The 21911-nt window shown below is 69.5% G+C and carries 24 protein-coding genes and 1 pseudogene; 8 read left to right on the top strand and 17 right to left on the bottom strand.

Annotated elements, in window-relative coordinates; genetic code table 11:
* Positions 1 to 87: 87 nt before the first annotated feature.
* The 3 genes from GJ634_RS00140 to GJ634_RS00150 form a co-directional block, all read right to left on the bottom strand.
* On the bottom strand, positions 88 to 558 hold the full coding sequence (locus GJ634_RS00140) for a FlaD/FlaE family flagellar protein (RefSeq protein ID WP_157499744.1): 471 nt from the start codon (positions 556 to 558) through the stop codon (positions 88 to 90).
* Positions 555 to 2453 (bottom strand): methyl-accepting chemotaxis protein, encoded by a 1899-nt coding sequence (locus GJ634_RS00145; RefSeq protein ID WP_157499746.1) that lies wholly within the window; start codon positions 2451 to 2453, stop codon positions 555 to 557. The genes GJ634_RS00140 and GJ634_RS00145 overlap by 4 nt, the downstream gene beginning before the upstream one ends.
* Before the next feature lie 78 nt (positions 2454 to 2531).
* On the bottom strand, positions 2532 to 2765 hold the full coding sequence (locus GJ634_RS00150; protein ID WP_157499748.1) for a flagella cluster protein: 234 nt from the start codon (positions 2763 to 2765) through the stop codon (positions 2532 to 2534).
* Positions 2766 to 2923: 158 nt separating this feature from the next.
* Here GJ634_RS00150 and GJ634_RS00155 point away from each other — a divergent pair, with 158 nt between their 5' ends.
* Both GJ634_RS00155 and GJ634_RS00160 read left to right on the top strand, forming a co-directional pair.
* Positions 2924 to 3673 carry an archaellin/type IV pilin N-terminal domain-containing protein gene (locus GJ634_RS00155; RefSeq protein WP_157499750.1) on the top strand — a complete coding sequence of 250 codons (750 nt, stop codon included), beginning with the start codon at positions 2924 to 2926 and terminating at the stop codon, positions 3671 to 3673.
* A gap of 9 nt (positions 3674 to 3682) precedes the next feature.
* The gene (locus tag GJ634_RS00160; protein ID WP_157499752.1) at positions 3683 to 4507 is read left to right on the top strand and encodes an archaellin/type IV pilin N-terminal domain-containing protein; all 825 of its coding nucleotides are present in this window, start codon (positions 3683 to 3685) and stop codon (positions 4505 to 4507) included.
* 74 nt (positions 4508 to 4581) lie between these two features.
* On the opposite strand, the gene GJ634_RS00165 is transcribed toward GJ634_RS00160, so the two are convergent.
* On the bottom strand, positions 4582 to 5247 hold the full coding sequence (locus GJ634_RS00165; RefSeq protein WP_157499754.1) for a hypothetical protein: 666 nt from the start codon (positions 5245 to 5247) through the stop codon (positions 4582 to 4584).
* Positions 5248 to 5371: 124 nt separating this feature from the next.
* Between GJ634_RS00165 and GJ634_RS00170 the strand changes: the two genes are divergently transcribed.
* Together GJ634_RS00170 and cheF1 are read left to right on the top strand one after the other, a co-directional pair.
* Positions 5372 to 6592, top strand: a complete 1221-nt coding sequence (locus GJ634_RS00170; RefSeq protein ID WP_331713911.1) for a HEAT repeat domain-containing protein — start codon at positions 5372 to 5374, stop codon at positions 6590 to 6592.
* Positions 6593 to 6757: 165 nt separating this feature from the next.
* Complete coding sequence (gene cheF1, locus GJ634_RS00175) at positions 6758 to 7627, top strand: chemotaxis protein CheF1 (RefSeq protein WP_157499758.1); 870 nt, start codon at positions 6758 to 6760, stop codon at positions 7625 to 7627.
* Positions 7628 to 7645: 18 nt separating this feature from the next.
* On the opposite strand, the gene GJ634_RS00180 is transcribed toward cheF1, so the two are convergent.
* The 10 genes from GJ634_RS00180 to GJ634_RS00225 form a co-directional block, all read right to left on the bottom strand.
* A complete protein-coding gene (locus GJ634_RS00180; protein ID WP_157499761.1) occupies positions 7646 to 8509 on the bottom strand; it encodes a CheF family chemotaxis protein in 864 nt (287 codons plus the stop codon).
* 46 nt (positions 8510 to 8555) lie between these two features.
* A complete protein-coding gene (locus GJ634_RS00185) occupies positions 8556 to 9365 on the bottom strand; it encodes a protein-glutamate O-methyltransferase CheR (RefSeq protein WP_157499763.1) in 810 nt (269 codons plus the stop codon).
* Positions 9362 to 9838, bottom strand: coding sequence for a chemotaxis protein CheD (locus GJ634_RS00190; RefSeq protein WP_331713912.1), 477 nt, complete (start codon positions 9836 to 9838; stop codon positions 9362 to 9364). Before GJ634_RS00190 ends, GJ634_RS00185 begins: the two co-directional genes overlap by 4 nt.
* Positions 9835 to 11007, bottom strand: coding sequence for a chemotaxis protein CheC (locus GJ634_RS00195; RefSeq protein WP_157499765.1), 1173 nt, complete (start codon positions 11005 to 11007; stop codon positions 9835 to 9837). Before GJ634_RS00195 ends, GJ634_RS00190 begins: the two co-directional genes overlap by 4 nt.
* Positions 11007 to 11594: a chemotaxis protein CheC gene (locus tag GJ634_RS00200; RefSeq protein ID WP_157499767.1), complete on the bottom strand. Its 588-nt coding sequence runs from the start codon at positions 11592 to 11594 to the stop codon at positions 11007 to 11009. Before GJ634_RS00200 ends, GJ634_RS00195 begins: the two co-directional genes overlap by 1 nt.
* 2 nt (positions 11595 to 11596) lie before the next feature.
* Positions 11597 to 13642: a chemotaxis protein CheA gene (gene cheA / locus GJ634_RS00205; RefSeq protein WP_157499769.1), complete on the bottom strand. Its 2046-nt coding sequence runs from the start codon at positions 13640 to 13642 to the stop codon at positions 11597 to 11599.
* Positions 13643 to 14689 carry a chemotaxis protein CheB gene (gene cheB, locus GJ634_RS00210; RefSeq protein ID WP_157499771.1) on the bottom strand — a complete coding sequence of 349 codons (1047 nt, stop codon included), beginning with the start codon at positions 14687 to 14689 and terminating at the stop codon, positions 13643 to 13645.
* Entirely contained in the window at positions 14686 to 15048 is a 363-nt protein-coding gene (cheY, locus tag GJ634_RS00215) for a chemotaxis protein CheY (protein WP_157499773.1), read from the bottom strand. Before cheY ends, cheB begins: the two co-directional genes overlap by 4 nt.
* Before the next feature lie 47 nt (positions 15049 to 15095).
* Positions 15096 to 15638 carry a chemotaxis protein CheW gene (locus GJ634_RS00220; protein WP_231736878.1) on the bottom strand — a complete coding sequence of 181 codons (543 nt, stop codon included), beginning with the start codon at positions 15636 to 15638 and terminating at the stop codon, positions 15096 to 15098.
* A gap of 69 nt (positions 15639 to 15707) precedes the next feature.
* Positions 15708 to 16340: a hypothetical protein gene (locus GJ634_RS00225; RefSeq protein WP_157499774.1), complete on the bottom strand. Its 633-nt coding sequence runs from the start codon at positions 16338 to 16340 to the stop codon at positions 15708 to 15710.
* Positions 16341 to 16442: 102 nt separating this feature from the next.
* On the opposite strand from GJ634_RS00225, the gene GJ634_RS15760 reads away from it, so the two are divergent.
* Both GJ634_RS15760 and GJ634_RS15765 read left to right on the top strand, forming a co-directional pair.
* Complete coding sequence (locus tag GJ634_RS15760; protein ID WP_231736879.1) at positions 16443 to 16928, top strand: hypothetical protein; 486 nt, start codon at positions 16443 to 16445, stop codon at positions 16926 to 16928.
* On the top strand, positions 16874 to 17344 hold the full coding sequence (locus GJ634_RS15765; protein ID WP_231736880.1) for a hypothetical protein: 471 nt from the start codon (positions 16874 to 16876) through the stop codon (positions 17342 to 17344). Before GJ634_RS15760 ends, GJ634_RS15765 begins: the two co-directional genes overlap by 55 nt.
* A 21-nt stretch (positions 17345 to 17365) precedes the next feature.
* On the opposite strand, the gene GJ634_RS00235 is transcribed toward GJ634_RS15765, so the two are convergent.
* From GJ634_RS00235 to GJ634_RS00245, 3 genes and pseudogenes are all read right to left on the bottom strand, one after another.
* Positions 17366 to 17650: a type II toxin-antitoxin system RelE/ParE family toxin gene (locus GJ634_RS00235; RefSeq protein WP_157499775.1), complete on the bottom strand. Its 285-nt coding sequence runs from the start codon at positions 17648 to 17650 to the stop codon at positions 17366 to 17368.
* Positions 17647 to 17916 (bottom strand): ribbon-helix-helix domain-containing protein, encoded by a 270-nt coding sequence (locus GJ634_RS00240; RefSeq protein WP_157499777.1) that lies wholly within the window; start codon positions 17914 to 17916, stop codon positions 17647 to 17649. Before GJ634_RS00240 ends, GJ634_RS00235 begins: the two co-directional genes overlap by 4 nt.
* 103 nt (positions 17917 to 18019) lie before the next feature.
* A pseudogene (locus GJ634_RS00245) lies at positions 18020 to 20313 on the bottom strand (DEAD/DEAH box helicase).
* A 99-nt stretch (positions 20314 to 20412) separates the two neighbouring features.
* Between GJ634_RS00245 and GJ634_RS00250 the strand changes: the two are divergent.
* Positions 20413 to 21510 (top strand): pyridoxal phosphate-dependent aminotransferase, encoded by a 1098-nt coding sequence (locus GJ634_RS00250; RefSeq protein ID WP_157499779.1) that lies wholly within the window; start codon positions 20413 to 20415, stop codon positions 21508 to 21510.
* Between the two features lie 66 nt (positions 21511 to 21576).
* Positions 21577 to 21867 carry a PRC-barrel domain-containing protein gene (locus GJ634_RS00255; protein ID WP_157499781.1) on the top strand — a complete coding sequence of 97 codons (291 nt, stop codon included), beginning with the start codon at positions 21577 to 21579 and terminating at the stop codon, positions 21865 to 21867.
* Positions 21868 to 21911: the final 44 nt, after the last annotated feature.

Below are 21911 nucleotides of genomic sequence, written 5' to 3' on the forward strand. Positions count from 1 at the left end.
CTGAGGCCACGGAGACGCGTCGAGCGGCAGTAATAGCGAGCGAGGCGACCGCGTGAGCGCTCTGAGCGCCGACCGCCACTCAACGTGTCATTTCATCGACGAGAGCCGCGCGATGAAGACGAGACTGAGCACGTGGTCGGTCATCTCGAAGTCGGAGTGGCCCTCCTCGTCGGCCGGCCCCGCGAACCCCCGGACGTGATCGCGGAGCTCCTCGGCGGCGTCCTCGCCCACCCAGCCGATGGACTCGTAGTAGTCGATGGCGTCCAGCGAGCGCTTCACGCCGCCGCGCTCCAGCAGGAACTCCAGCCACTCGAACAGCGTGATCTCGGCGGCGTACTTCCCCGGCATCGTCTCCAGGTACGGCCGCTCGAGGCTCTGCTCGCTCGCGCTCGAGTGCATGAACAGCAGCTGCTTCAGCTGGCCCGACCGAATCGCCTCCTCGGCCGTCTGCTCGTGTTCGGTGAGCCGCTCCTTGAGCTCGCGGATGTTCTGGCCGTCGCTCTGGCGGGCCGCGCTGCGCAACTCCTCGGGGTCGTACTCGCGTGGATTCAGCGTCATGCTTCGGTCTCCTCGTCGAACTGGCCGTCGCTGGACGTCAACTGGTCGACCCGGTCGTCCAGCTCCCGGACCGCCTCCGACTGCTCGCTGGTCGCCTCCACGATGCGCTCGGACGCGTCCGCGGCCTGCTCGGCCTGGTCCTGGACTTCCTCGATGGTGACGATGACGTCCTCGACCGTCGACGCCTGTTCGTCGTTCGCGCGCGCGACCTCCGTAATTCCTGTGGCTGCCTCGTCGACCGCGTCCGCGATCTCCTCGAGGGCGGTCAGCGCGTCGTCGATCTCGTCGCCCGCGCGGTAGATCTGCTCGTGGGACTCCTCGACGGCGACGACCGTCTCGTTGGCCTGCTGCTGGACGTCGTCGATGCTGCCCGCGATGCGCTCGGTGTGCTCGCGGGTCTCGTTGGCGAGCTGTTTCACCTCGTCGGCGACGACCTCGAACCCGCTGCCCGCCTCGCCGGCGCGGGCGGCCTCGATGTTCGCGTTCAGCGCGAGCAGGTTCGTCTGGTCGGCGACCTCCGCGATGACGTCCACGACGTCCTCGATCTCGTCCATCTTCTCCTCGAGCTCGGAGACGCTGTCCACGAGGTCGTCGCTGATCTCGATGACCTCGTCGGTCGCCTGACTCGCGCCCTCGCTGGCGTCCAGCCCGTTCTCCGCGGCGGTCTGGGCCTGCTCGGCGGCCGCCGCCACCTGGTCGGAGCTGGCCGCGACCTCCTGCATGCTCGCCGAGAAGTTCTGCATCTCGCTGGCCGCGTCCGACAGCATCTCGTTCTGCTCGTCGACGGTCTCGGCGATCTCGGTGGCGTCCTCGGTCGCCCGCTGGATGGACGCCGCAAGCTCCTGGGTCCGCCCGTCGACCTGCCCGACGAGGCGTTCGAACTCGTCGGCCATCCCGTTCAGGTCGTCGACGACGCCGAGCAGCCGCTCGTCGATGACGCCGTCGTGCTCGAAGGACGCGCGCTGTTCGAGGTGGCCGTTCGACAGCGCGTCGATGGTCGTGCTGAGCTCGGTGACGAGCTCCTCGACGGCCTCCGTCCGGCGGACCTCCTCGGTGCGGTCCTCGACGGTCTCGACGACCGCGACGAGTTCGCCGTCGTCGTAAATCGGCGTCGCCGTGAACCGGATCTCGCGCTCCTCGCCGTCCGCGGTCACCATCGTGCTCGAGTCGACGTAGCCGGTCTCGGTCGCCTCGGCGCGCTCGACGTCGAACTCCCGGTCGGCGGTCTCGGGGGCTTCGATGACCTTGTCCGCGAGCGTCTGCACGCGACGCCCGTCCGGGTAGAACCCCTCGCTGGCGTGCTCGAGGCCGACGGCTTCCTCGGTCGGACACTTCGTGAGGTCCGCCAGCGCCTCGTTCCACGCGACGACCTCCCCCTCGGCGTCCAGCATGAACACCGGGACGCCGACCCCGTCGAGCAGTTCGTCGTCGTCGATGTTCAGCCCGCTGGCGGTCCCGCTGCCGTACTCGTCGACGCCCGCCGCGGCGTCCTCGACGACGGCGCCGAGTCCGGTCCGCAGTTGGGCTTCCGCGCGGTCCAGCGCCTCCTCGTCGACGTTCCCGTCGCGCAGGTCCTCGAACACCGACCGCACGACGCCGTCGACGGCGGCCTCGTGTGCGGCGACGAACCCCGCGGCGTCGACGCCCGCCGCCTCGTAGGCGGGGACGTACGTCCCGGGCTCCGGCCCGGTTTCGTCGAGGAGCCCCTCGAGGTGGTCGTGGGCTTCGTCCGGGAGGCCCGCGTCGAGGCGCGCCCCCTCGACCTCGTAGCCGTCCCGGACCGCCGCCGCGTGTCTGTCCTGCCCGCCGAAGGAGAACTGGCCGGTGTCGGTGCCGCCGTCCGTCGCCGGCTGCTCCGACCCCCCGCCGAGTAGTTTTCGAAGCGTACCCAGCATTTGTAGCCCAACAGCAACGAAGTAGGTATAAAAGGTTTCCCCCACGGTTACCATTTCGTATAATCGGGTAGGCGCCCGCTACGCGTGCGTAAAGACAATCGTACGGTCGGTCTCCCGAACGATGCAGACGTCGACTGACGACCCCGGCGACAGCTGGCAGGTCCGCTCGGTCGTCGCCAGCGCCTCCGCGAACGCGTCCCCGCAGGCCGGGCACGTCACCCCGTCGCGGTTCTCGAACACGCGCTCGGTTCCGGTGTCCTGCACGAGCTTCAGGCGGTGTCTGACGGCCTCGAAGTCGACTGTCTCGCCCATGCTACCGACTCACTGCGTCCGGAAGTATAGCTGTTAGCGAAGCCATACCGCGTTTTTCACGCCTGATAACCGGGGGCGTACCTTTTAGTATAGTTCAGGATTCTGTGCGGGTGAGCCCCAGCAGCCCGTCACGGGACCGGGGCAGAGAAACCACAAAAATGTTCGAGTTCATCAACGAGGAAGACGAGCGCGGTCAAGTGGGGATCGGGACGCTCATCGTGTTCATCGCGATGGTCCTGGTCGCCGCGATCGCCGCCGGCGTCCTCATCAACACCGCGGGTGTCCTCCAGACCCAGGCCGAGGACACGGGGCAGGACAGTACCGACCAAGTCGCGAACAACATCAACGTCATCGGCGCCGTCGGTGAAGTGAACGACGTGAGCGAAGTCGAGTACGACGACACGACCGTCTACGAGATCCGGACGACGGTCCAGAAGTCCCCGGGCGCGGGTGACATCGACCTCTCCGGGCTGAGCATCCAGTACGTCGGCCCGAACGGGTTCGGTAACCTCGTCCACATCAGCGAGAAGAACACGTCCCAGCACAACGTCTCCAACGTCTACTTCGTGCAGGCCATCACGGCCGAGACCGAGGAAGACACGGTGATGACCTCCGAGAGCGACCGCTACGAACTGGTCATCCCGACCGGTACCTACTGGGACAACAGCAGCGATACGATCCAGAACGCGACCGATGGCGTTGAGGTTGCCGCGGGTGCCTACGAGGATGTCGACGACATCGACGCCAACCCGTCCGGGGTCGACATCGACAACACGGACCTCGACCTGCTTCAGGAGAGCGACCGCGTCGAGCTGACCATCACGACCGACTCGGGTTCGCAGCGCTACGTGAACCTCCGCGTCCCGTCCTCGCTCGTCGGTGACGAGGGCGGCACGGTCACGCTGTAATCCAGAGTAATGTTCGAGTTCATCAACGAGGAAGACGAGCGCGGTCAAGTGGGGATCGGGACGCTCATCGTGTTCATCGCGATGGTCCTGGTCGCCGCAATTGCCGCCGGCGTCCTCATCAACACCGCGGGTGTCCTCCAGACCCAGGCCGAGGACACGGGGCAGGACAGTACCGACCAAGTCGCGAACAACATCAACGTCATCGGCGCAGTCGGTGACATCTCGGAGTCGGACGGTACCGCACCGCCGATCGTGAACACGACCAGCGAGTCCGGCACGCAGAACTTCACGACCTTCGAGAACGCGACCGACCAACCGAAGGCACACACCATCCGGCTCGCCGTGCAGAAGTCGCCGGGTGCTGCCGACATCGACCTCTCCGGGCTGAGCATCCAGTACGTCGGCGGGGACTCGTTCGCGAACCTCGTCCACGCCACGCAGGCTGAAGCGCCCGTCGTGACGAACGTCAGCGACGAACCGGTCATCGAAGACGGGAACAACGGTGAACCCGGTTACTTCGTCAGCAAGATCACCGCCGAGAGCGACGACACGGTGATGACCGCTGAGAGCGACCGCTACGAGATCGTCATCCCGCTCCAGCAGGCGTACAACACGAGCGCTGACTCGGCGGAGAACGTCGACCAGGAAGATGTCGGTAGCGCCATCGACTCGCTCAACTCTGACGAGGGCTACGACAACAGCAAGCTCGGTCTCCTCGACGAGGGCGACGTCGCCGAGCTGACGATCACCACGGAGTCCGGTTCGCAGCGCTACGCGAACCTCCAGGTGCCCGACTCGCTCGTCGGCGACGAAGGCAGCACGGTCCAGCTGTAGTCGACTCCGCGCCGCTTTTCACTTTTTGCGCGACGCTCTCGTCGAACAGCGACGGCAGAAGAACTAGTCGAGTGTCACTCGGAGGTTGTCGCCGGTGACGCCGACGTGCCGTTGTCCGCTGTCTCGTTCTCGAGCGCTTCGTCGGTGTAGCCGCTCGCGAACACGGTGTTGAGGAGTTTCGTGCCGTCCCACTCGCCGCTGTTGTACTTCTGGACCCAGTCGCGGCGCACGAGGTAGCCGTCGGGCTGTTCGGCGGGGTCGTGGGGGTTCTCGATGTGGGCGTGGACGACGTCGGCTTCGTCGCCGTCCTGTGCGACGTACTCGGCGTACATGCGCGCCATCTGGCCGACCTCGCGGACGTGCTGGCGCTGCGGGGGGACGTCTTCGACCTCGCCGGCGCGCGTGCGATACGAGATTTCGACGGCGTCCGCGTCGGGGGAGTAGCGGAACTCCGTGACGTCGAGGCGGGCGGCCTCGGTGCCGCTGTTCTCGAGGATGTAGTGGAACTCGGCGAGCGTCGCGGTGCCGTCGTCGTTCGGCTCCTCGGGTTCGACAGTCCGCGTCCCGCCGGGCTCGTCGTCGCCGAGGACGGTGTAGCCGACGCCGAGCACGGAGCCGAGGCCGATGCCGGCCGCGCCCACGACCATCGTCCGTCGGGAGACGTCGAGCACGCCGCCGTCGTCGGCGCCGGCGTCGTCGGTCGGTGGGTCGCTGGGCGTCGAACCGTCGTCTTCGCTCATGGCGGCGCCTATGCGGCCCGCGTATATGTCGCTTGGGCACTCGTGTCTGCGGGTTTACGTGTTTTCCGCGCGGGTGCTCGACCACCAACACCGACTTATACGTTCTCGTCGTAACGTCCGGGTAGTGCCATCGCTGTACGGGCTCGAACGCTCCGGCGACGTCGAGAAGCTCGTCGAACTGCTCCGGGAGAGCGAGAAGGAGACGGTTCGGCGCCGCGCAGCCGAGATTCTCGGGAACCTCGACGACCCGGAGTCGGCGGGGTTGGACGCGCTCGTGGAGGCGATGAGCGACGAGGAGGCCACCGTCCGCGCGGCGGCCATCGACGCGCTCACCCAGCAGGAGGCGGTCGAGGCCCTGATGAAGGGGCTGGGGGAGTCGGTCCCGGAGTCGGGGGCGACGTGGGCGCAGGCGGAGGCGTTCGTGGAGAACCTGCGCGCGGACACGGTGGAGCTGCGGATGGCGTCGGCGAACGTGCTGGGGTTGCTCGGCGTAGAGGACGCGGCGAAGCCGCTGGCCCAGCGCCTGCAGTCCGAACCCCACCCCGAGGTGCGGGCGCGGATTGCGCGCGCGCTCGGCCGCATCGGCGACCCGTCGGTCGCGGGCGTGCTCGTGGAGTGCCTGGAGGGGCAGCCGCTGGGCGTGCGCCGGGAGGCCGCGGAGGCGCTCGGCCGGCTGAACGGCAAGACGGCGCTCCGGGGACTGCTGCAGGTCGTCGACGACGACAGCGAGGAGATGCGGCGGACGGCCGTGAGCTCGCTGGGGAAGTTCGAGAACGCCAAGCCCGTCGACGCGCTGGTCGAGCGGCTGGGCGACGAGAGCGACCTCGTGCGCCGGGCGGCGGTGTTCTCGCTCATCGAGATCCTGTCGAACGTGCCGCCGGACCGCAGCCACGAGCTCCGGGAGACCATCGTCGACCGGATGGCCGCGCGCAGCGACCCCTCCATCGTGGCCTCGCTCGTGGAGATTATCGAGGAGGGAACCCAGATTCACCAGCGCCGGAACGCGGTGTGGATGCTCGGCCGGGTCGCCGGCGACAAGTCAACGAAGATGGAGGCCGTGGAGGCGCTCCGCGACGTCCTCGGCGAGGACGACGACCTCATCTCGCAGTTCGCGGCGACCGGGCTCGCGGAGATCGGCGGCCGGATGGTTGAGACGGCGCTGCTGGAGGTCATCGAGACCGACGAGTACGGCGACGACTCGGTGGCGATGGCGGCGTTCGCGCTCGGGAAGGTCGGCGGCGAGCGCTCCCGGAAGCGCCTGGAGAAGCTCGTCGACGAGACCGAGAACGCGGAAGTGCGCCGGCGGGCGTTCTCCGCCATCTCGAAGCTCGGCGGCCACACGTAAGCGGTCGCGCCCGCGGTCGGGCGGCCCGCTTTCAAATCCGAGAATCGCACGCAAAACGTTATATGCGCCAGTGGAATAACTTCCGCAAGCAATGAGTAGGGACGCGCCGGGCCGGCACGCAACCGTTGGGGCTGGGACGCCCGCCCGTCCGCTCGGGGAAGCCGAATGAGCGAGTCCGAGTACAAGATCGCGGACGGCGCCGGGAAGTTCCTGCAGGCGGTCAAGGACGGCCGGCGGATGAAGGACGCGGACTGGACGAACGGCCGCATCCTCCTGTCGAACAAGCGCATCGTCCTCGCGGGCAACGACGGGAAGCGCAGCCTCCCGCTGTCGAAGGTCTCCAGCCTGAGCGGCCGCTACGACGTCAACCAGACGGTCGCGAAGGTCAGCGACTACGTCTCCCTGCAGATGGAGAGCGAGAGCGTCGTGCTGGTCTCGATGGGGGAGAACACCGAGCAGTTCGAGACCAAACTCTACGGCGCGCTGCTCGACCAGACGGAGCTGCTCGTGAAACACCCCGCGGTGAAGGGCGGCGTCGTCCAGGACGAGTCCTTCGAGCGCGCGCGCATCAAGGTCGACGACGACCAGCTGAGCGTCGCGATGCAGAACGGGTCGTTCGTCCCCGTGGACCTCGACGACGTCGGCTCCGCGGAGGCCGCCTCGCTGGACGTGCAGGGCGAGAAGAGCCCCGTGCTGAAGGTCGAGCACACCGTCGAGGACACGAGCGTGCAGACGTACTTCTCCAGCGACTCGCACACGTGCTCGATTCTGGAGTCGCTGCTGACGAAGGAAGCCGAGAAGAGTCAGGGCTCCGTGGACCTCTCGGAGACGGAGAAGCGCGTGCTGATGGCCCTGTACTCGGGGGTGTCGTCGTTCGAGATTCCGGACTTCCTCGGGATGGACGTCGACGAGGTCGAGTCCATCTTCGAGCGGCTCATCGAGGTCGACGTCTTAGAGGAGGTGCGCAAGCGCCGCGAGGTGACGATGAAGACCCGCGGGCGGAACATCGCCAGCGAAGCCATCAACGAGGAGTAGGCGGCTTCGAACCGCGAGTCACATGTTGACGTCTTCGATGTGCTCGCTGACGGCGGCCCGGCCCATCGACGTGAGCCGCGGGCCGTCGTCGTCGCGGACGAGTTCCTTGTCGATGAGGTCGTTGAGCAGCACCGTGAGCCGGCTGGCGTCGACGCCGAGGACGGTCGCGAGGTTCGCGCTCGGGCCGCTGGAGTAGATGGCGACCAGCGCCTCGACCTCCTCCTCGGAGAGGTCGACGTCCGCGAGGTCCTGCTTGAGGAGCGTGTAGCGGAGGCGGATGAACCGCCCGAGGAGGTTCATCTTCCGGCCGGAGTCGAGCGCGAGCTCAGTCGTCACGGGCCCGGTCCCGTCCATGTGCCGGACGGACAGCAGCTGCTGCGAGGAGCCGCCGAGCTCGCGGTTCACGCGCTCGAAGTGCGTGACCGTGGAGACGTCGATTTCGGCGGCGGCGTCCCCGCGGAGTTCGACGGTGCCCGGGGAGACCGACAGGGTCCGGGACTCGAAGCTCCGGTCGGTGACGCGGCCGCCGCGGCGCGCGGGGTGTTTCGCGTACACCGTCGACCCGTTCAGCAGGCCCTTGAAGACGAGGATGACGAAGCGTTCGACCGTGTCGCCGGCGCCCTCGACGACGGCGACGCGGCGGTCGCCGTCGCGCTCGTAGGCGATGGTGACGGTGTCGTCGAAGAACTCCGCGAGGTCGCCGGGCGCGGTGTCGTGCTGGACGTCGAAGACGCCGCCCAGCGGGATGGTGACGCGGTCGTCGTCCGTGGCGAGGACGATGCGTCGCTTGCTCATCACGACGCGCCCGCGCACGGGCTCGGCGTGCGTGGCCGTGTCGGGGATGAACGACGTGACGAAGTCCGCGATGGCTGATTCCGACATGGCCCCGTGGTACGACCCGTAGTTGGTCAGCGAAACAGAATAAGCGTTACTCCTCGCCGTCGGGGAGCCGTCGGTAGATGCGGATGCGGGGGTCGGCGGCCTCGAAGCGCTCCTTGACGCCGCTGGGCAGCGTCTCGGTCTGCCCGAGGACGAGGTGGCCGCCCGCCCGCAGGGACGCGCTCACGGTGTCGAGGATGGGGCGCTTGTACTGCTTGTCGATGTAGATGCAGACGTTCCGACAGCAGACCAGGTCGAAGCCGGACTTGGGGTCGTCCGTGATGAGGTCGTGGCGCTCGAAGGTCACGAGGTCCTTGACGTGGTCGGCGACGACGAACCCGCGGTCGGCGCGCTCCTCGACGTACGCCGTGGGGTCGTCGAGGAAGCCCAGTTGCTCGCGGATGTCCGCGGTGCGCGTGCTCTGGTAGTACCCCTCGCGGGCGCGGTCGAGGGCGTCGTCGTCGATGTCGGTCGCGAGGATGTCGACGTCCCGCGGCGGGATGCCGGCGTCGAGCGCGAGCATCGCGATGGAGTACGGCTCGCGGCCGTCCGCGCACGCCGCCGACCACACCGACACCGAGGGCCGCTGGTCGGCCGTCTCGACGAGCACGTCCTCGAGGGCCGCCCAGACCTTCCGGTCGCGGAAGAACTGCGTGACGTTGACGCTGAGCGTGTCAAGGAGTTCCGCGCGCTCGTCGGGGTCCTCGCGGAGCACGTCGAGGTACTCGGCGTACGTGTCGGCGTCCCGGCGGCGCATCCGCGCGGACACCCGGCGGTCGAGGTAGGCGTCGTCGTAGTAGCTGGTCGCGAACGTCGTCTCGCGTTCCACGAACGCCAGCAGGTCCTCGAACTCGGTCAAATCACGTCCACCCCGTCGACGCGGTCTATGCGGACGTCGCCGCTCGCGGGGGAAAAGGTCACCGACCGGCCGGTGCTGCCGCCGGTCTCGCTGGCGAGCAGCGGCACGTCCGCGTCGGCGAGCGCGCGCTCGGCGGCGTCGACGTTCCGGTCGCCGATGGCCTCCCCGACCGAGATGTCCAGCATCGCGGAGCCGCCGACGAGCTTCGCGGCGACGTTCTCGGGGTCGGCGCCGCGGCGGTACATCGCCGCGAGCATCTCGTCCAGCCCGGAGTCGACGTACTTCGCGGGCTTCTCCGCCGGCGACGGCGCCGCGGGCAGCATCGCGTGCAACAGCCCGCCAACCGCGGCGTCGGCGTCGTAGACCGCGACCGCCACGCAGGAGCCGAGCCCGCTGGTGACGAGGGTGTCCTCGCCGTCCGTGACCCGCCAGTCAGCGACGCTGACCCGAGCCTTCTGCGCCTCGCTGCTCACGCGCCGTCACCCCCGGTGTCGTACTCCGGCGGGAACTCGGGGTCGGCGTCGCCCGCCGACAGCTCGGTTGCGATTTCGGCGACCGTGTCGGCGTCCTCGGGGCTGGGGAACGCGCAGACCCGGCAGGTCAGGTCGTCGCTGAGCGCGACCGTGGCGTCCACGACGGCGACCGTGTCGGCGTGGCGGCCGTACGCCGCGGCGACCGTGTCCAGCACCGCGCGGCCGTCGTCGCGGACGTGCGAGGGCGTAGAGACGTCGATGGTGGCGTCGAGGGCGTTCGCCCAGCCGTCGAGGACGCCGCTGGCGGTGACGTTCCCGAGCTCCGCGATGGCGCTCTCCGCGAGCGCCTCGTCAGGGTCCTCGCGGGCGACGAGCGCGTCCGCGACCGCGCCCGACTCGTCCTCGTCGAACAGCACCGCGAGCACCGTGTTCACGGGGCCGTCGCTCTCGAAGACCGCGCCCTCGTAGGCGGCGTCGTCGAGCAGCGACGGGACGTCCTCGACGGGCACGAAGTCGAAGTGCGACTCCACGGCGTCCGGGTCGATGCCCGTCATCGCGGCGAGGTGGTCCGCGACGGCGTCCGCGCTGTGCGCGGTCAGCTGGGCGTACGCCGCGAGCGCGTCCGCCGAGAGGTCGCCGTCGTCCCCGAGGTAGTCGACGAACTCCTCGGCCGCGGGCAGCACAGCGAACCGGCAGGTGCCGTCGACGCCCGCTAAGGCGACGCGGCTCTCGAAGACGAACGCCGCGCCGTCCGCGGCGGCCACGTCGTCGACGAGCGCGTCGTCGACGTCGACCGGTTCCGGCGGCTGCACGTCGATGGTCCCCTCGGTGTTCTCGGCCCACCCGTCGACGAATCCGCTGGTGAGGATGTTCGCGACCTCCGGGAGCGCGCCGTCGCCCGTGCCGGTCTCCTCGGCGACGCGGGCGGCGAACGGCTTCTCGAAGGAGACGAGCGCGCGGCCCGCGAGCGCGCCGTCGAACGGCACCGCGATGCGCGTCGCCGCGTCCCCGAGGAACGACGACAGGCCGTCGGCGTCCACGAGCGTCGTCCGCGAGAGCTCGCAGTGCGCGGGGACGCCCGTCAGCGTCTCGAGCGCCTCGGCCGCGCGCCGGCCCCCCTTCGCGCCCGTGTGGCTGAACGACGCCAGCGAGTCGAGGTCGACCCGCATCAGATGTCGTTGATCATCGAGACGAACTCCTCGATGTCCGGGAACGAGTAGATCTTCGCCTCGACGTCCGCGTCGGGCGCCGAGAGCGTGGCGTCGAACACCATCGCGATCTCGTGCTCGCCGGGGTCGACGCAGTGCGCGACGATGTCGTCGCCGGACGCCCGGAAGAGGTTCGGCGTGGAGATGTCGATGGTGCGCCCGAGCACGTTCGCCCAGCCGTCGATGAACCCGCTGGTCATGATGTTGCCGACCTCGCGGATGGCCGAGCGCTCCATCTCGCTGTACGCGCCGCCGTCGCTCTCGACGCCGCCCATCATCGTGGAGGCGACCCGCCGCGCGCTCGCGTCGTCGAACAGCACGAGCACGGAGCCGTGGGGCTGCTCGACGAGCGGGACGTTCACGCCGACCTGCTTCTCGTTGCCGAGGTGGGCGCCGAGGTCTTCGACGTCGATGACGTTGATCTTCGTGATCTCCATCTCCGTGTCGACGCCCGTGAGCTGGCTGAGGTTGTCAGCCACCGTGGAGGCGCCCTCGCGGGCGAGCCGGTTCACCGTCTGCAGCCGCCGGATGTCTATCATCGTGTCCATGGTTAGAGAGTCGACACGTCGAGGATGGTCACGACGTCGCCCTCCCCGAGGACGGCCGCGCCCGAGAGGCCCGGAATCCCCGAGAGGATGCCCTCGAAGGGCTTGACGACGACCTCCTCCTGGCCGCGCACGTCGTCGCAGTGGACCGCGACCTGCCGCTCGGTGTCCCGGATGCGGACGAGCATCCCGTCGTCCTCGCGGGTCTCCCCGGGGACGTTCAGCGCCTCGCCCAGCCGCACCAGCGGGTAGACCGTCTCGTCGTACGTGATGACCTCCTCGCCGTCGACGGTCTTCACCTGCCGCATCCGCGAGATCTCGTCGACGGTCTTGATGGGGATGCCGTACTCCTCGCCGCCGCTCTCCACGAACAGCACCTTCACGATGGCCACCGTCACCGGCAGCGTCATCGTGAACGTCGTGCCCTCGCCGGGGACGCTGGAGACCGACACCGAGCCGTCGAGCCGCGACACCGTGTCGCGGACGACGTCCATCCCGACGCCGCGCCCGGAGACGTCGGTCACCTCGTCGTTCGTGGAGAAGCCCGGGTGGAAGACGAGGTCCTCGACCTCCGCGTCGGAGAGCTCCTCGACCTCCTCGCGGGACTTGATGCCCTTCTCGACGGCCTTCTCGCGGACGCGCTCGCGGTCGATGCCGCTGCCGTCGTCCCGCACCTCGATGACCACCTGGTCGCGGTGGCGCTCCGCCGACAGGGTGACGGTGCCCTCGGGGTCCTTGCCGTTCGCTTCCCGCACTTCGGGCGGTTCGATGCCGTGGTCGACGGCGTTCCGCAGCAGGTGCATCAGCGGGTCGCTGATCTCCGTGAGGATGGTGCGGTCGAGCTCCACGTCGTCGCCCTCCACGACGAACTCGATGTCCTTGTCCTGCTCGCGGGCGAGGTCCCGGACCAGCCGCGGGAACTTCCCGACGATCTTCTTCATCGGGACCAGGCGCATGTCCATCACGGTGTCCTGCAGGCTCCCGGAGATCTTGTCGAGCTCGTCGAGCTCGTCGTCGACCTGCCGGTCGCTGCCCTCCATCCCGCGCCGGAGCTTGATGCGCGTCGTCACGAGCTGTTCGACCAGCCCGTGGAGCTCGTCGAGCTGGTCGACGTCCACGCGCACGGACTGAATCTCCGTGTCCGTGTCCGCGACCGGCGACTCCTCGTCGTCCGCAGCATCCCCTGCTGCACCGTCGTCTGCTCCTGCGTCGGCAGCGGCCGCTCCCGCCGCAGCGTCGCCGGCGTTCGCCGCATCGACCTCGTCAGTCTCGGCGTCGGCCGCGGAACTGCCGGCGTCGCCGTCCGCCTTCGCGTCGTCCACGGTCAGTTCCGCGACCGTGGCGTCGTCGAGCTTCGGGAACCCGTGGACCGTCGCGGCGACGTCGGCGACGTCGCTGGCGACGACGAGGTCGAAGCCGTCCTCGTACTCGCCGTCGTTGATGGCCTCCGGGCTCGGGTCGGCGCCGAGCAGGTCGAACTCCTCTTCGGCGGCCTCCAGCACGAACATCCCGTCGACGCCCTTCATCTGGGAGTCGCCCATGTCCACGTGGACGTGGAAGACCCGGCGGTCGGTGTTCGCGACCGTCTCGCGGTCGACGACGGCGAACGGGTCCACGTCGGGCGTCGCCTCGTCGCCGGTCGACTCCGCCGGCTCCTCGGCTGCGGCCTCGTCGTCGGCCTCGTCGAGGACCGCGCGCACGGATTCGACGGTGTCGGAGACGTCCCGCTGGACCTCCCCGTTGGCCTCGATCTCGTCGAGGCACGCCTCGATCTCGTCGACGCCCTCGAAGATGCGGTCCATCCGGTCGCCCGTCACCGCGAGGTCGCCCTGCCGCATCGCGTCCAGCAGGTCCTCGACGGCGTGAGCGAGCTCGCTGGCCTGCTCGAACCCCATCGCGCCGAAGTTCCCCTTCAGCGTGTGGGCGGTCCGGAAGATGGCATCCATCGCCTCCTCGTTGCCCGGGTCGGACTCGAGCTCCAGCAGCGCGTTGTTCAGATTCGTTACGTGTTCTTCGCCCTCGCGCACGAACGCTTCCAAGTAGTCGTCCATTCAGGAACTCCTCCGTATCGAGTCGGTGATCGCTTCTGTCAGTCGGTCCGCCGGCAGCACCTCGTCCACGCAGCCGGTCTCGATGGCGCGCTCCGGGATGCCGAACACCGCGCTGGTCGCCTCGTCCTGCGCGAACGTCGCGCCGCCGGCCTCCTTCACCGCGCGGACGCCGTCGGCGCCGTCCGTCCCCATCCCCGTCAACACCACCGCGACCAGCGGGTCCGTGACCCGCTCCGCGGCGGACTCCATCGTCACGTCGATGGCGGGCCGCACGCTGTGGCGCCGCTCGCCCTGGTCGAGGCGCACCCGGAGCCGGCCGTTCGAGTACCCGGACACCTGCATGTGGTAGTCGCCGCGCGCGACCAGCCCCTCGCCGCCGCTGATGCGGTCGCCGTCCTCGGCCTCGCTGATGTCGTACTCGCTGGTCTGGTCGAGGCGCTTCGCGAACCGCGAGGTGAACTGGTCGGGCATGTGCTGGACGACCAGCACGCGGAAGTCCGCCTCCCGCGGCAGCGCGCCCAGAAGCGACTCCACGACGTTCGGGCCCCCCGTCGACGCCCCCACGAGCAGCGTCGGGTGGTCGACGTAGTCGGCGTCGGTCGCCGGCGTACTGGTCGTCGGCGCCGACTGCTCGACGTCGTTGCCCGCCGTCGGGTCCGCCGCGGCGACGCGCTCGACCGCCGCCACGAGCTCCTCGCTGTGGCCCGACAGCTCCGTCGAGATGGTGCCGCCGGGCTTCGCGAACGTGTCCACGGCGCCCTTCTCCATCGCTTCGAGGGTCGCGTCGGCGTCCTCGGTGGTCAGCGCGGACAGCATCAGAATCGGCGTCGGGTGGCGGTCCGTGATGGCTTCGACCGCCTCGATGCCGTTCATCTCCGGCATCTCGACGTCCATCGTCACCACGTCCGGGTCGAGCTCCTCGACCTTCTTGACGGCCTGCTTGCCGTTCGCCGCGGTGTCCGCGACCTCGACGCCGCCGTTCTCCAAGATGTCGCTGATGACCGTCCGCATGAAGTGCGAGTCGTCGACCACCAGCGCCGTCGTCATGCCGCCAACACGTCGGAGATGGCGTCCATCACGCTGGGCTTCTGGAACGGCTTCGTGATGTACCCGTCGGCGCCCGCCTTCACGGCCTTCTTCATCTTCTCCTCCTGGCCGATGCTCGTACACATGATAATGTGGGCGCTCGGGTCGTGGTCTTTGATGTCCGCGGTCGCCTCGATGCCGTCGCGGATCGGCATCACGATGTCCATCATCACGAGGTCGGGGTCGTACTCCTTGTACATCTCGACGGCCTCGACGCCGTTCTCGGCCTCGTCCGCGATCTCGAACTCCTCTTCGAGAATCTCGCGGAGCAAGTTCCGCATAAACTCCGAGTCGTCCACCAGTAGGACCTGCTTCGCCATGGCTCGCTGATTTGGGAACGGGGCTAATAAACCCTCGTCACCGATTATCAGCGCTGATTGTCGCCGTTGTCCGCGTCGTCGACCGCGTCGATGAGCCGGTCGATGTCCAGCCACAGCACGAGGTCGACGTCGGCGTCCTCGATGTCGTCGTCCTCCTCGAGCTCCTCGTTGAGCTTCCGGATGACGCCCTTCACGAGGTCGCGCTCGACGGCCGCGGTGCCGATGCGGCGCACGTCCTCCCCGGTGTCGACCTGCAGTTCGGGGTAGTCCGAGACCTCCGTCACCTCGGCGACCCGCAGCCCGATCTTCTGCTTGTCGTCGGCGCGGTCCAGCACGAGGATGTTGTCCGACGGGAGTTCGCCCTCGATGGCGAGGAACTCCCGCGGGTCGACGATGGCGGTGGTCTCCCCGCGGAGGTCCATCACGCCCTCCACGGCGTCCGGCGCGCGCGGCACACGGGTGACCTGCTTGGACTCGACGATGCTGTCGACGGCCTCGATGTCGATGGCACACACCTCGTTGCCGAGTTCGAACTCGACGACGTGGGCGGCCGTCTCGGACTGGCGCTCGCCGCCCTCGAGATTCATCATGCCCTGCAGACGAACGACCACCGATAAAACCCTTTCGCGGCCGTTATCAGCGCGGAAAACCGGCTCCGCCTACCGCCGGGGGAAGACGAGGCCGTCCTCCTCGGAGACGGTCTCCACGAGCTCCCGAATCGAGTCCTCGGGCCCGAGGTCGTGGGCCTCGAGGTACGCGACGAGCCGCGACGTCGGGTAGCGAGCCTGCACGCTGGACTCCGCGAGCAGGATGCCGAGCGCCTCGTCGACGGGCGTGCCCGCCGCGACCTGCTGGGCGTACCAGACGAGCAGCCCGTCGAAGGCCGCGCCGATGTCGTCGGTCGCGAGCTGCTGGTGGTTGATGGAGTCGCCGGACTTCGCAGCGATGCGGTAGGCGTACTCGCTGTCGTGCTCGTCGAGTTCGTCGCCGAGCCACCGCTTCACGTCCCGGCCCGTGACCTCGCCGTCGTCCGCGTCCTCCGCGTCCGCGGCGTCCTCGCTGGCGTCCTCGTCGTCGGATGCTTCGGGCTCGTCGGCTGATTCCTCGTCTGCCTCCGCGTCCTCGTCGTCGACGGTCGCTTCGTCGGCGTCCTCGGGGGGGTCCGGCGGGCCGTCGGGACCGATGACGTACCGGTCGCCCCCGATCGAGGCCACCTCCTCGCGGGCCTCGATGTCGAGCTCGTCCGGGGAGAGGACGGTTTCGTCGGCGTCCGGGTCGCCGGATGGGGCCATACCCGGAGGGTTGGCCGCGCGCGCTCTAAAGTCTATCGCGGGGGCTCGCCGGCGAGCCGCCGGCCACCCACCTTTTTCGCGGCGCCGGTCGAACCCGACTGTATGTCGTGGTACGCGGTCGACGCGCTGGACGAGGCGCTCGCGGAGGCGAAGTCGCTACTCGTGCCCGTCGACGTCGGCGTCTGGGTCCGGCTGGCCGTCATCACGCTGTTCGCTGGCCTGTCGCCGCCGCAGACCCCGAGCGTCTCCGTCGACGTGCCGCCCCAGGCCGTCGTCGAGTACGGCGAGAACCTCCTGCGACCGCAACTGCTCGCGGCCGCGCTCTCCCTGCTCGCTATCGGTGTCGTCCTCGCCGTCGGGTTCGCCGTCGTCGGCTCGGTCATGGAGTTCGTGCTCGTGGACGCGCTCCGCTCGCGGGACGTCCGCATTCTCGGGCCGTTCAAGCGGCGACTCGGCCCGGGGCTGCGGCTGTTCGCCTTCCGCGTCGCGGTGGGACTCGTCGTCCTGCTCGCGACCGCCGGCGTCGCGTCCCCGTGTTCCTCGCCGCGACGACCGGCACCGTCCTCCCGCTGCTCGCGCTCGTCGTGACCGTCCCGCTGTTGGCCGTCGTCGGCGCGCTCGCGGCGTTCGCCTCCGAGTTCACGACGGCGTTCGTCGTGCCGCTGATGGCCGAACGCCGCGACACGCTCCTCGGCGGCTGGCGGCGCCTCTGGCCGACGCTGCGGGCCGACTGGCGGGAGTTCGCCGTCTACGTCCTCGTGAAAATCGTGCTCGTGGTCGGCGCCGGCGTCGTCTTCAGCCTCGCGGGCGCCATCGTCGCCATCCCCCTCGGCCTCGCCGTGTTCGGCGCCGCGCTCACGCCGGTCGCGTTCGTCGCCGTCGCGGTCGCCGGCGTCCTCGGCTTCCTCGTGCTCGCCGCGGTCAGCGTCCCGGTCGTGACCGGGCTGCGCTACCACTCGCTGTGCACGCTCGACGCGTCCGGCGTCGAGTTCACGCTTCACTAATTCGCCGACTTTCCACGCTCGCTAATCGTCGTCGCTGCGGTAGGCGTCGCCACCGCGCTTGCGGACGCGGAGGACGTACAGCGTCTGCGAACTCCGGTCAGCGCGGCAGCCGAGGCGGAACGGTCCGACCCGGAGTTTCTGGTGGGGTGCGCCCTGCAGTGGCTCGAGGTAGTCGAACGGGTCGCGCCACGGGTCGTCGACCACTTCGTCAAGCTTCGACGCGATTCGCTCCTGTGCGTACGCCTCGAGGGACGCGAACTGGCGGTCGGCGGTCTTCGTAAGTTCCCAGTCCCAGTCGTCGCTCATTCGTCGCCGAGGTCGTACTCCGCTTTGACGTCGTCGCTGCTCCGGGTGCGCCCCTCGCGAACGTCGACTTCGCCGGCGAGCATCGCCTTGAGGTCCGCGCGGTCGAAGTCGGGGTGTTTCACGGCGTCCCGGAGGACGGCGCGAATGAACTCGCTGCGGCTGTTGTACCCTTCCTCCTGCCACGTCGCGTCGACGTCGTCGAGGAAGGTTTCGGTGATGCGGATGTTGACGGTGGTCTTCTCCGGTGGGTTCTCCGCTTCGGCCATTACGTGTTGAATTTGTGTACCAATAGCACTTACAGCTGTCGGTGGCCTCGGGACCGGACGACGCAAAACGAGCGCGACGGAGTTCGTCGGAGACCGACCCTGATTACGTCAGCGCCGCCAGCAACTCGATAGCGAGCCCCTTGTCCAGCGGGTCGTTGGCGTTCCCGCACTGCGGGGACTGCACGCACGCCGGACAGCCGTCCGCGCAGTCGCAGGACTCCAGCATCGCGAGCGTGCGCTCCGCGAGGTCCGCGACCGAGTCGAAGCCCGCGCGAGCGAGGCCGACGCCGCCCGGGTAGCCGTCGTAGATGAAAATCGTCGGGCGGCCGGTGTGCGGGTGGACGGGCGTCGAGAGGCCGCCGACGTCCCCGCGGTCGCAGAGGAGCTCGGTGGGGAACATCGAAATCATCGCGTGCTCGGCGGCGTGGATGGCGCCCGGGAGGTCGCCCGCCGCACGCAGTTCGGCTTCGACGTCCGACGGGACGGTGTAGTAGAGCGCGCGCGTCTCCAGGGTCTGTTCGGGGAGGTCGAGTGTCATCGTCGCCTCCGTCTCGCCGCGCTCGGCGTTCCGGCGCTCGTAGCCCGTGACCTGCTCGGTGAGCGTGACGTCCGCGAACCGCACGGGGACGTCCTCGCGGGCGAACGGCGCGCGCTCCTCGCGGTTCTCGCGGACCTCGACGTCCTTGTCGGTGAGCACGCGCGTGTAGTGGTCGGCGTACGTCGGCTGGAGGTCCGCGACGTCGTTCGCGAGGTCGAGGTCCACGACCTCGTAGCGCTGGCCCTGGTGGTGGTAGATGGCGCCCGGGTGGGCGTCCCGGAGCGCGTCCGAGAACTCCATCGACGCCACCGTGTCTCCTGACGGGTCCAACAGCCTGACTTCGCGGTCGTCGATGGAGCGCAGGCTCATCTCGTGCTGGGGGCTGCCGTCGCCCGCGTACGTCCAGCGCGTGCCGTAGTCGGTCTCGCGGCGCTCGAGCACGCCCCGCTCTTCGAGTGTTCGGACGCGCTCGGCGAACCTCGGGAAGTAGGCCTCGTCCTCGGGGGAGAGCCAGTTCTCCCGGGCCGCCGACGCGACGTGCGGGTCCAGCAGGTGCTCGTTCGCGGGGTCGACGATGGCGTCCTCGGGGTCGCCCTCGAACAGCTCCGCCGGGTGGGTCATCACGTACTGGTCGAGCTGGTCCTCGCCCGCGACGAGCACGACGGCAGCGGGGTCGGTGCCGCGGCCGGCGCGGCCGGCGCGCTGGAACGTGTTCATCCGCGTGCGGGGTAGCCGTCGAGGAGGACGGCGTCGAGGCCGCCGACGTCGACCCCGAGTTCGAGCGCGCTGGTCGACCAGACGCCCCGGAGCGTCCCGTCGTGGAGGTCGGCTTCGAGGCTGCGGCGGCGGTCGTCGGTCAACGCGGCCTGGTAGGCGGCAATCTCGCTCGCGAGGTCGTGCCGGCCGCGGTCGCGGAGGTCGTCGGCGGTCCCCGTGGCGTTGCGCTCGGCGCCCTGCCGGGAGCGCGTGAACGCCAGCGTCTGGTGGCCGCGGGTCACGAGGTCGGCCATCAGGTGCCGCGTCTCCACGTGCGAGGAGCGCCGGCGTCCCTCGCCGCCCGCCTCCTCCGGGGGGTTCCACAGCAGCCAGTGCCGCGGCCCGCGCTCGCTGTGGTCCTCGTCGACGAGCGCGAACCCGGACTCGGGCCGGCCGGTCACGCGGGCCGCGTGCTCGACGGGGTTGCCGATGGTCGCCGAACAGCAGACGAAGTCGGGGTTGGCGTCGAATCGTTCGCAGACCCGCCGCAGCCGCCGCAGCACGTGCGCGACGTGGCCGCCGAAGACGCCGCGGTACTCGTGGACCTCGTCGAGCACGACGGTCTCGAGCCCGGAGAAGAACCACTCCCAGAGCCGGTGGCCGTGCGGGAGCAGCGCGTAGTGGAGCATCTCGGGGTTCGTGAGCAGGACGGTCGGCCGGCGGTCCCGCACGGCCTGCTTCTCCGAGCGGGAGAGCCGCCCGGTGTAGGTGTCCACTTGTACGCGGCTGCCGAACCCGAGGTCGCTCGCGATCCCCGAGAGCGTCTCCGCTTGGTCGGCGACGAGCGCGTTCTGCGGCCCGATATAGAGCGTGCGGCCGCCGTGGTCCATCGCGCGCTCGAACGCCGGCACCGTGTACGCGAGGCTCTTCCCGCTCGCGGTCGGCGTCGCGATGACGACGTCGTCGCCGTCCCGGACGGCCTTGATGGCGTCCGCTTGGTGGTCGTAGAGGGCGTCGATGCCGCGGTCCGCGAACGCCGACTCCAGCCGGGATTCGAGGGCGACGTTCCGCGTGCTCGCGTCGCTGCCGGGGAGCGTGCGCTCGTCGACGAGCTGGTCGTCGTAGTGCGGGCGGTCCCGGAGCCAGTCGGCGAGGTCGTCCACGCAGGACGGTGGGGTGCGGTCGCCAAACGGCTTCCGGTGGCGGCGACCGCGCCGCCGCGAGCGACAACTACTTTCCCATCTGGGGACCGAGACGGGGACATGTTCCCGCGGCTCGACTACCTCGAGTGGATTTCCGGCCGGCCGGAGGTCGCCCTCTACGACCTCGCGTCCAGCGACCTGCGCGGCGACCGCGACCACGAGCCCGAGGTCGTCCCCACACCGCTGGAGGGCCTCGACGACCCGCCGAGGGGCGCGACCCTCGAGACCCAGATCGCCGGCGAGTACGGCGTCGAACCCGAGCAGGTGCTGGTGACCGCGGGCGCGACGATGGCGAACGTCGTCGCCGCCGCGACCGCGCTCGGCCTCGACCCCGACGCCGACGCCCCCGCGAAGCAGCGCGTGCTCGTCGAGGACCCGAGCTACGAGCCGCTCGTGGAGACGCCCGCGGCCCTCGGCGCGGAGGTCGACCGGTTCGCGCGCGGCGACGACTACCGGCTGGCCGTCGAGCGCGCCGAACAGGCGATTGCGGACCACACCGAGCTCGTCACGGTGACGAACCGCCACAACCCCAGCGGCGTGCTCTCGCCCCGGGAGACGCTCGCGGACCTCGCGGACGTCGTCAGCGACGCCGACGCGCGGCTGCTCGTCGACGAAGTATACGCACCATACGTCACGGAGCCCCGGGACGGCCCGTTCGGCGGGCCGACCGCCGTGGGGCTCGACGACGCCGTGGTCACGAGCTCGCTGACGAAGTTCTTCGGGCTGGACGACCTCCGCGTCGGCTGGCTGGTCGCGGACCGCGAGTTCGTCGAGCGCGCGCGCTCGGTGTCCATGCACTTCCTCGGCGTCGCGGACACCAGCCGCGCGCTCGGCCGGCGCGCGTTCCACAACGCCGACCACCTCGCCGAGCGCTCCCGGACGCTGCTCGCGGAGAACACCGAGCTCTTCGAGGCGTTCCTCGCCGACCGCGACGACCTCACCGGGTTCCTCGCGGAGGGGTCGACGTTCGCGTTCCTCGAACCCGAGCACGTCGACGCCGACGACCTCGCGGCCGCCGCGTGGGACGAGGGCGTGCTCGTCGTCCCCGGCCGGTTCTTCGGCGACGAGGACCGCATCCGCGTGAGCCTCGGGCGCAACCCCAGCGAGGTCGCGCCCGCCCTCGACGCGCTCGGGGGCGTCCTCGACCGCGTCCAGTAGCCGCGTCGGACGCCCGTGGGACGCGAGCCTCGAACACTTATGGGGCACCGCGACAATCACCACGACATGGACTCCGAAGCAGACGAAATCACCTCGCTGGTCGGCCGCGAGGTGTACTCGAACAACGGCGTCTTCGTCGGCGAAGTCGAAGACGTCCGCCTCGACCTGGACACGGAAGTGGTGAACGGCCTCGCGCTCAGCGAGCTCAACTCCCAGCTGTTCGCGGACACCGAGACCGGGAAGAAGGGCGTCATCATCCCGTACCGGTGGGTGCGCGCGGTCGGCGACGTCGTCCTCATCAACGACGTCGTCGAGCGCTACGAGAGCCCCGACGAGGACGCGGAAGTCGCGGTCTGATTCTCCCGGCGAGTCGAACGGCGTAAGGCGGTCCGCCCGCTCCC

Source organism: Halobacterium sp. CBA1126 (assembly GCF_009741975.1).
Lineage (GTDB): Archaea > Halobacteriota > Halobacteria > Halobacteriales > Halobacteriaceae > Halobacterium.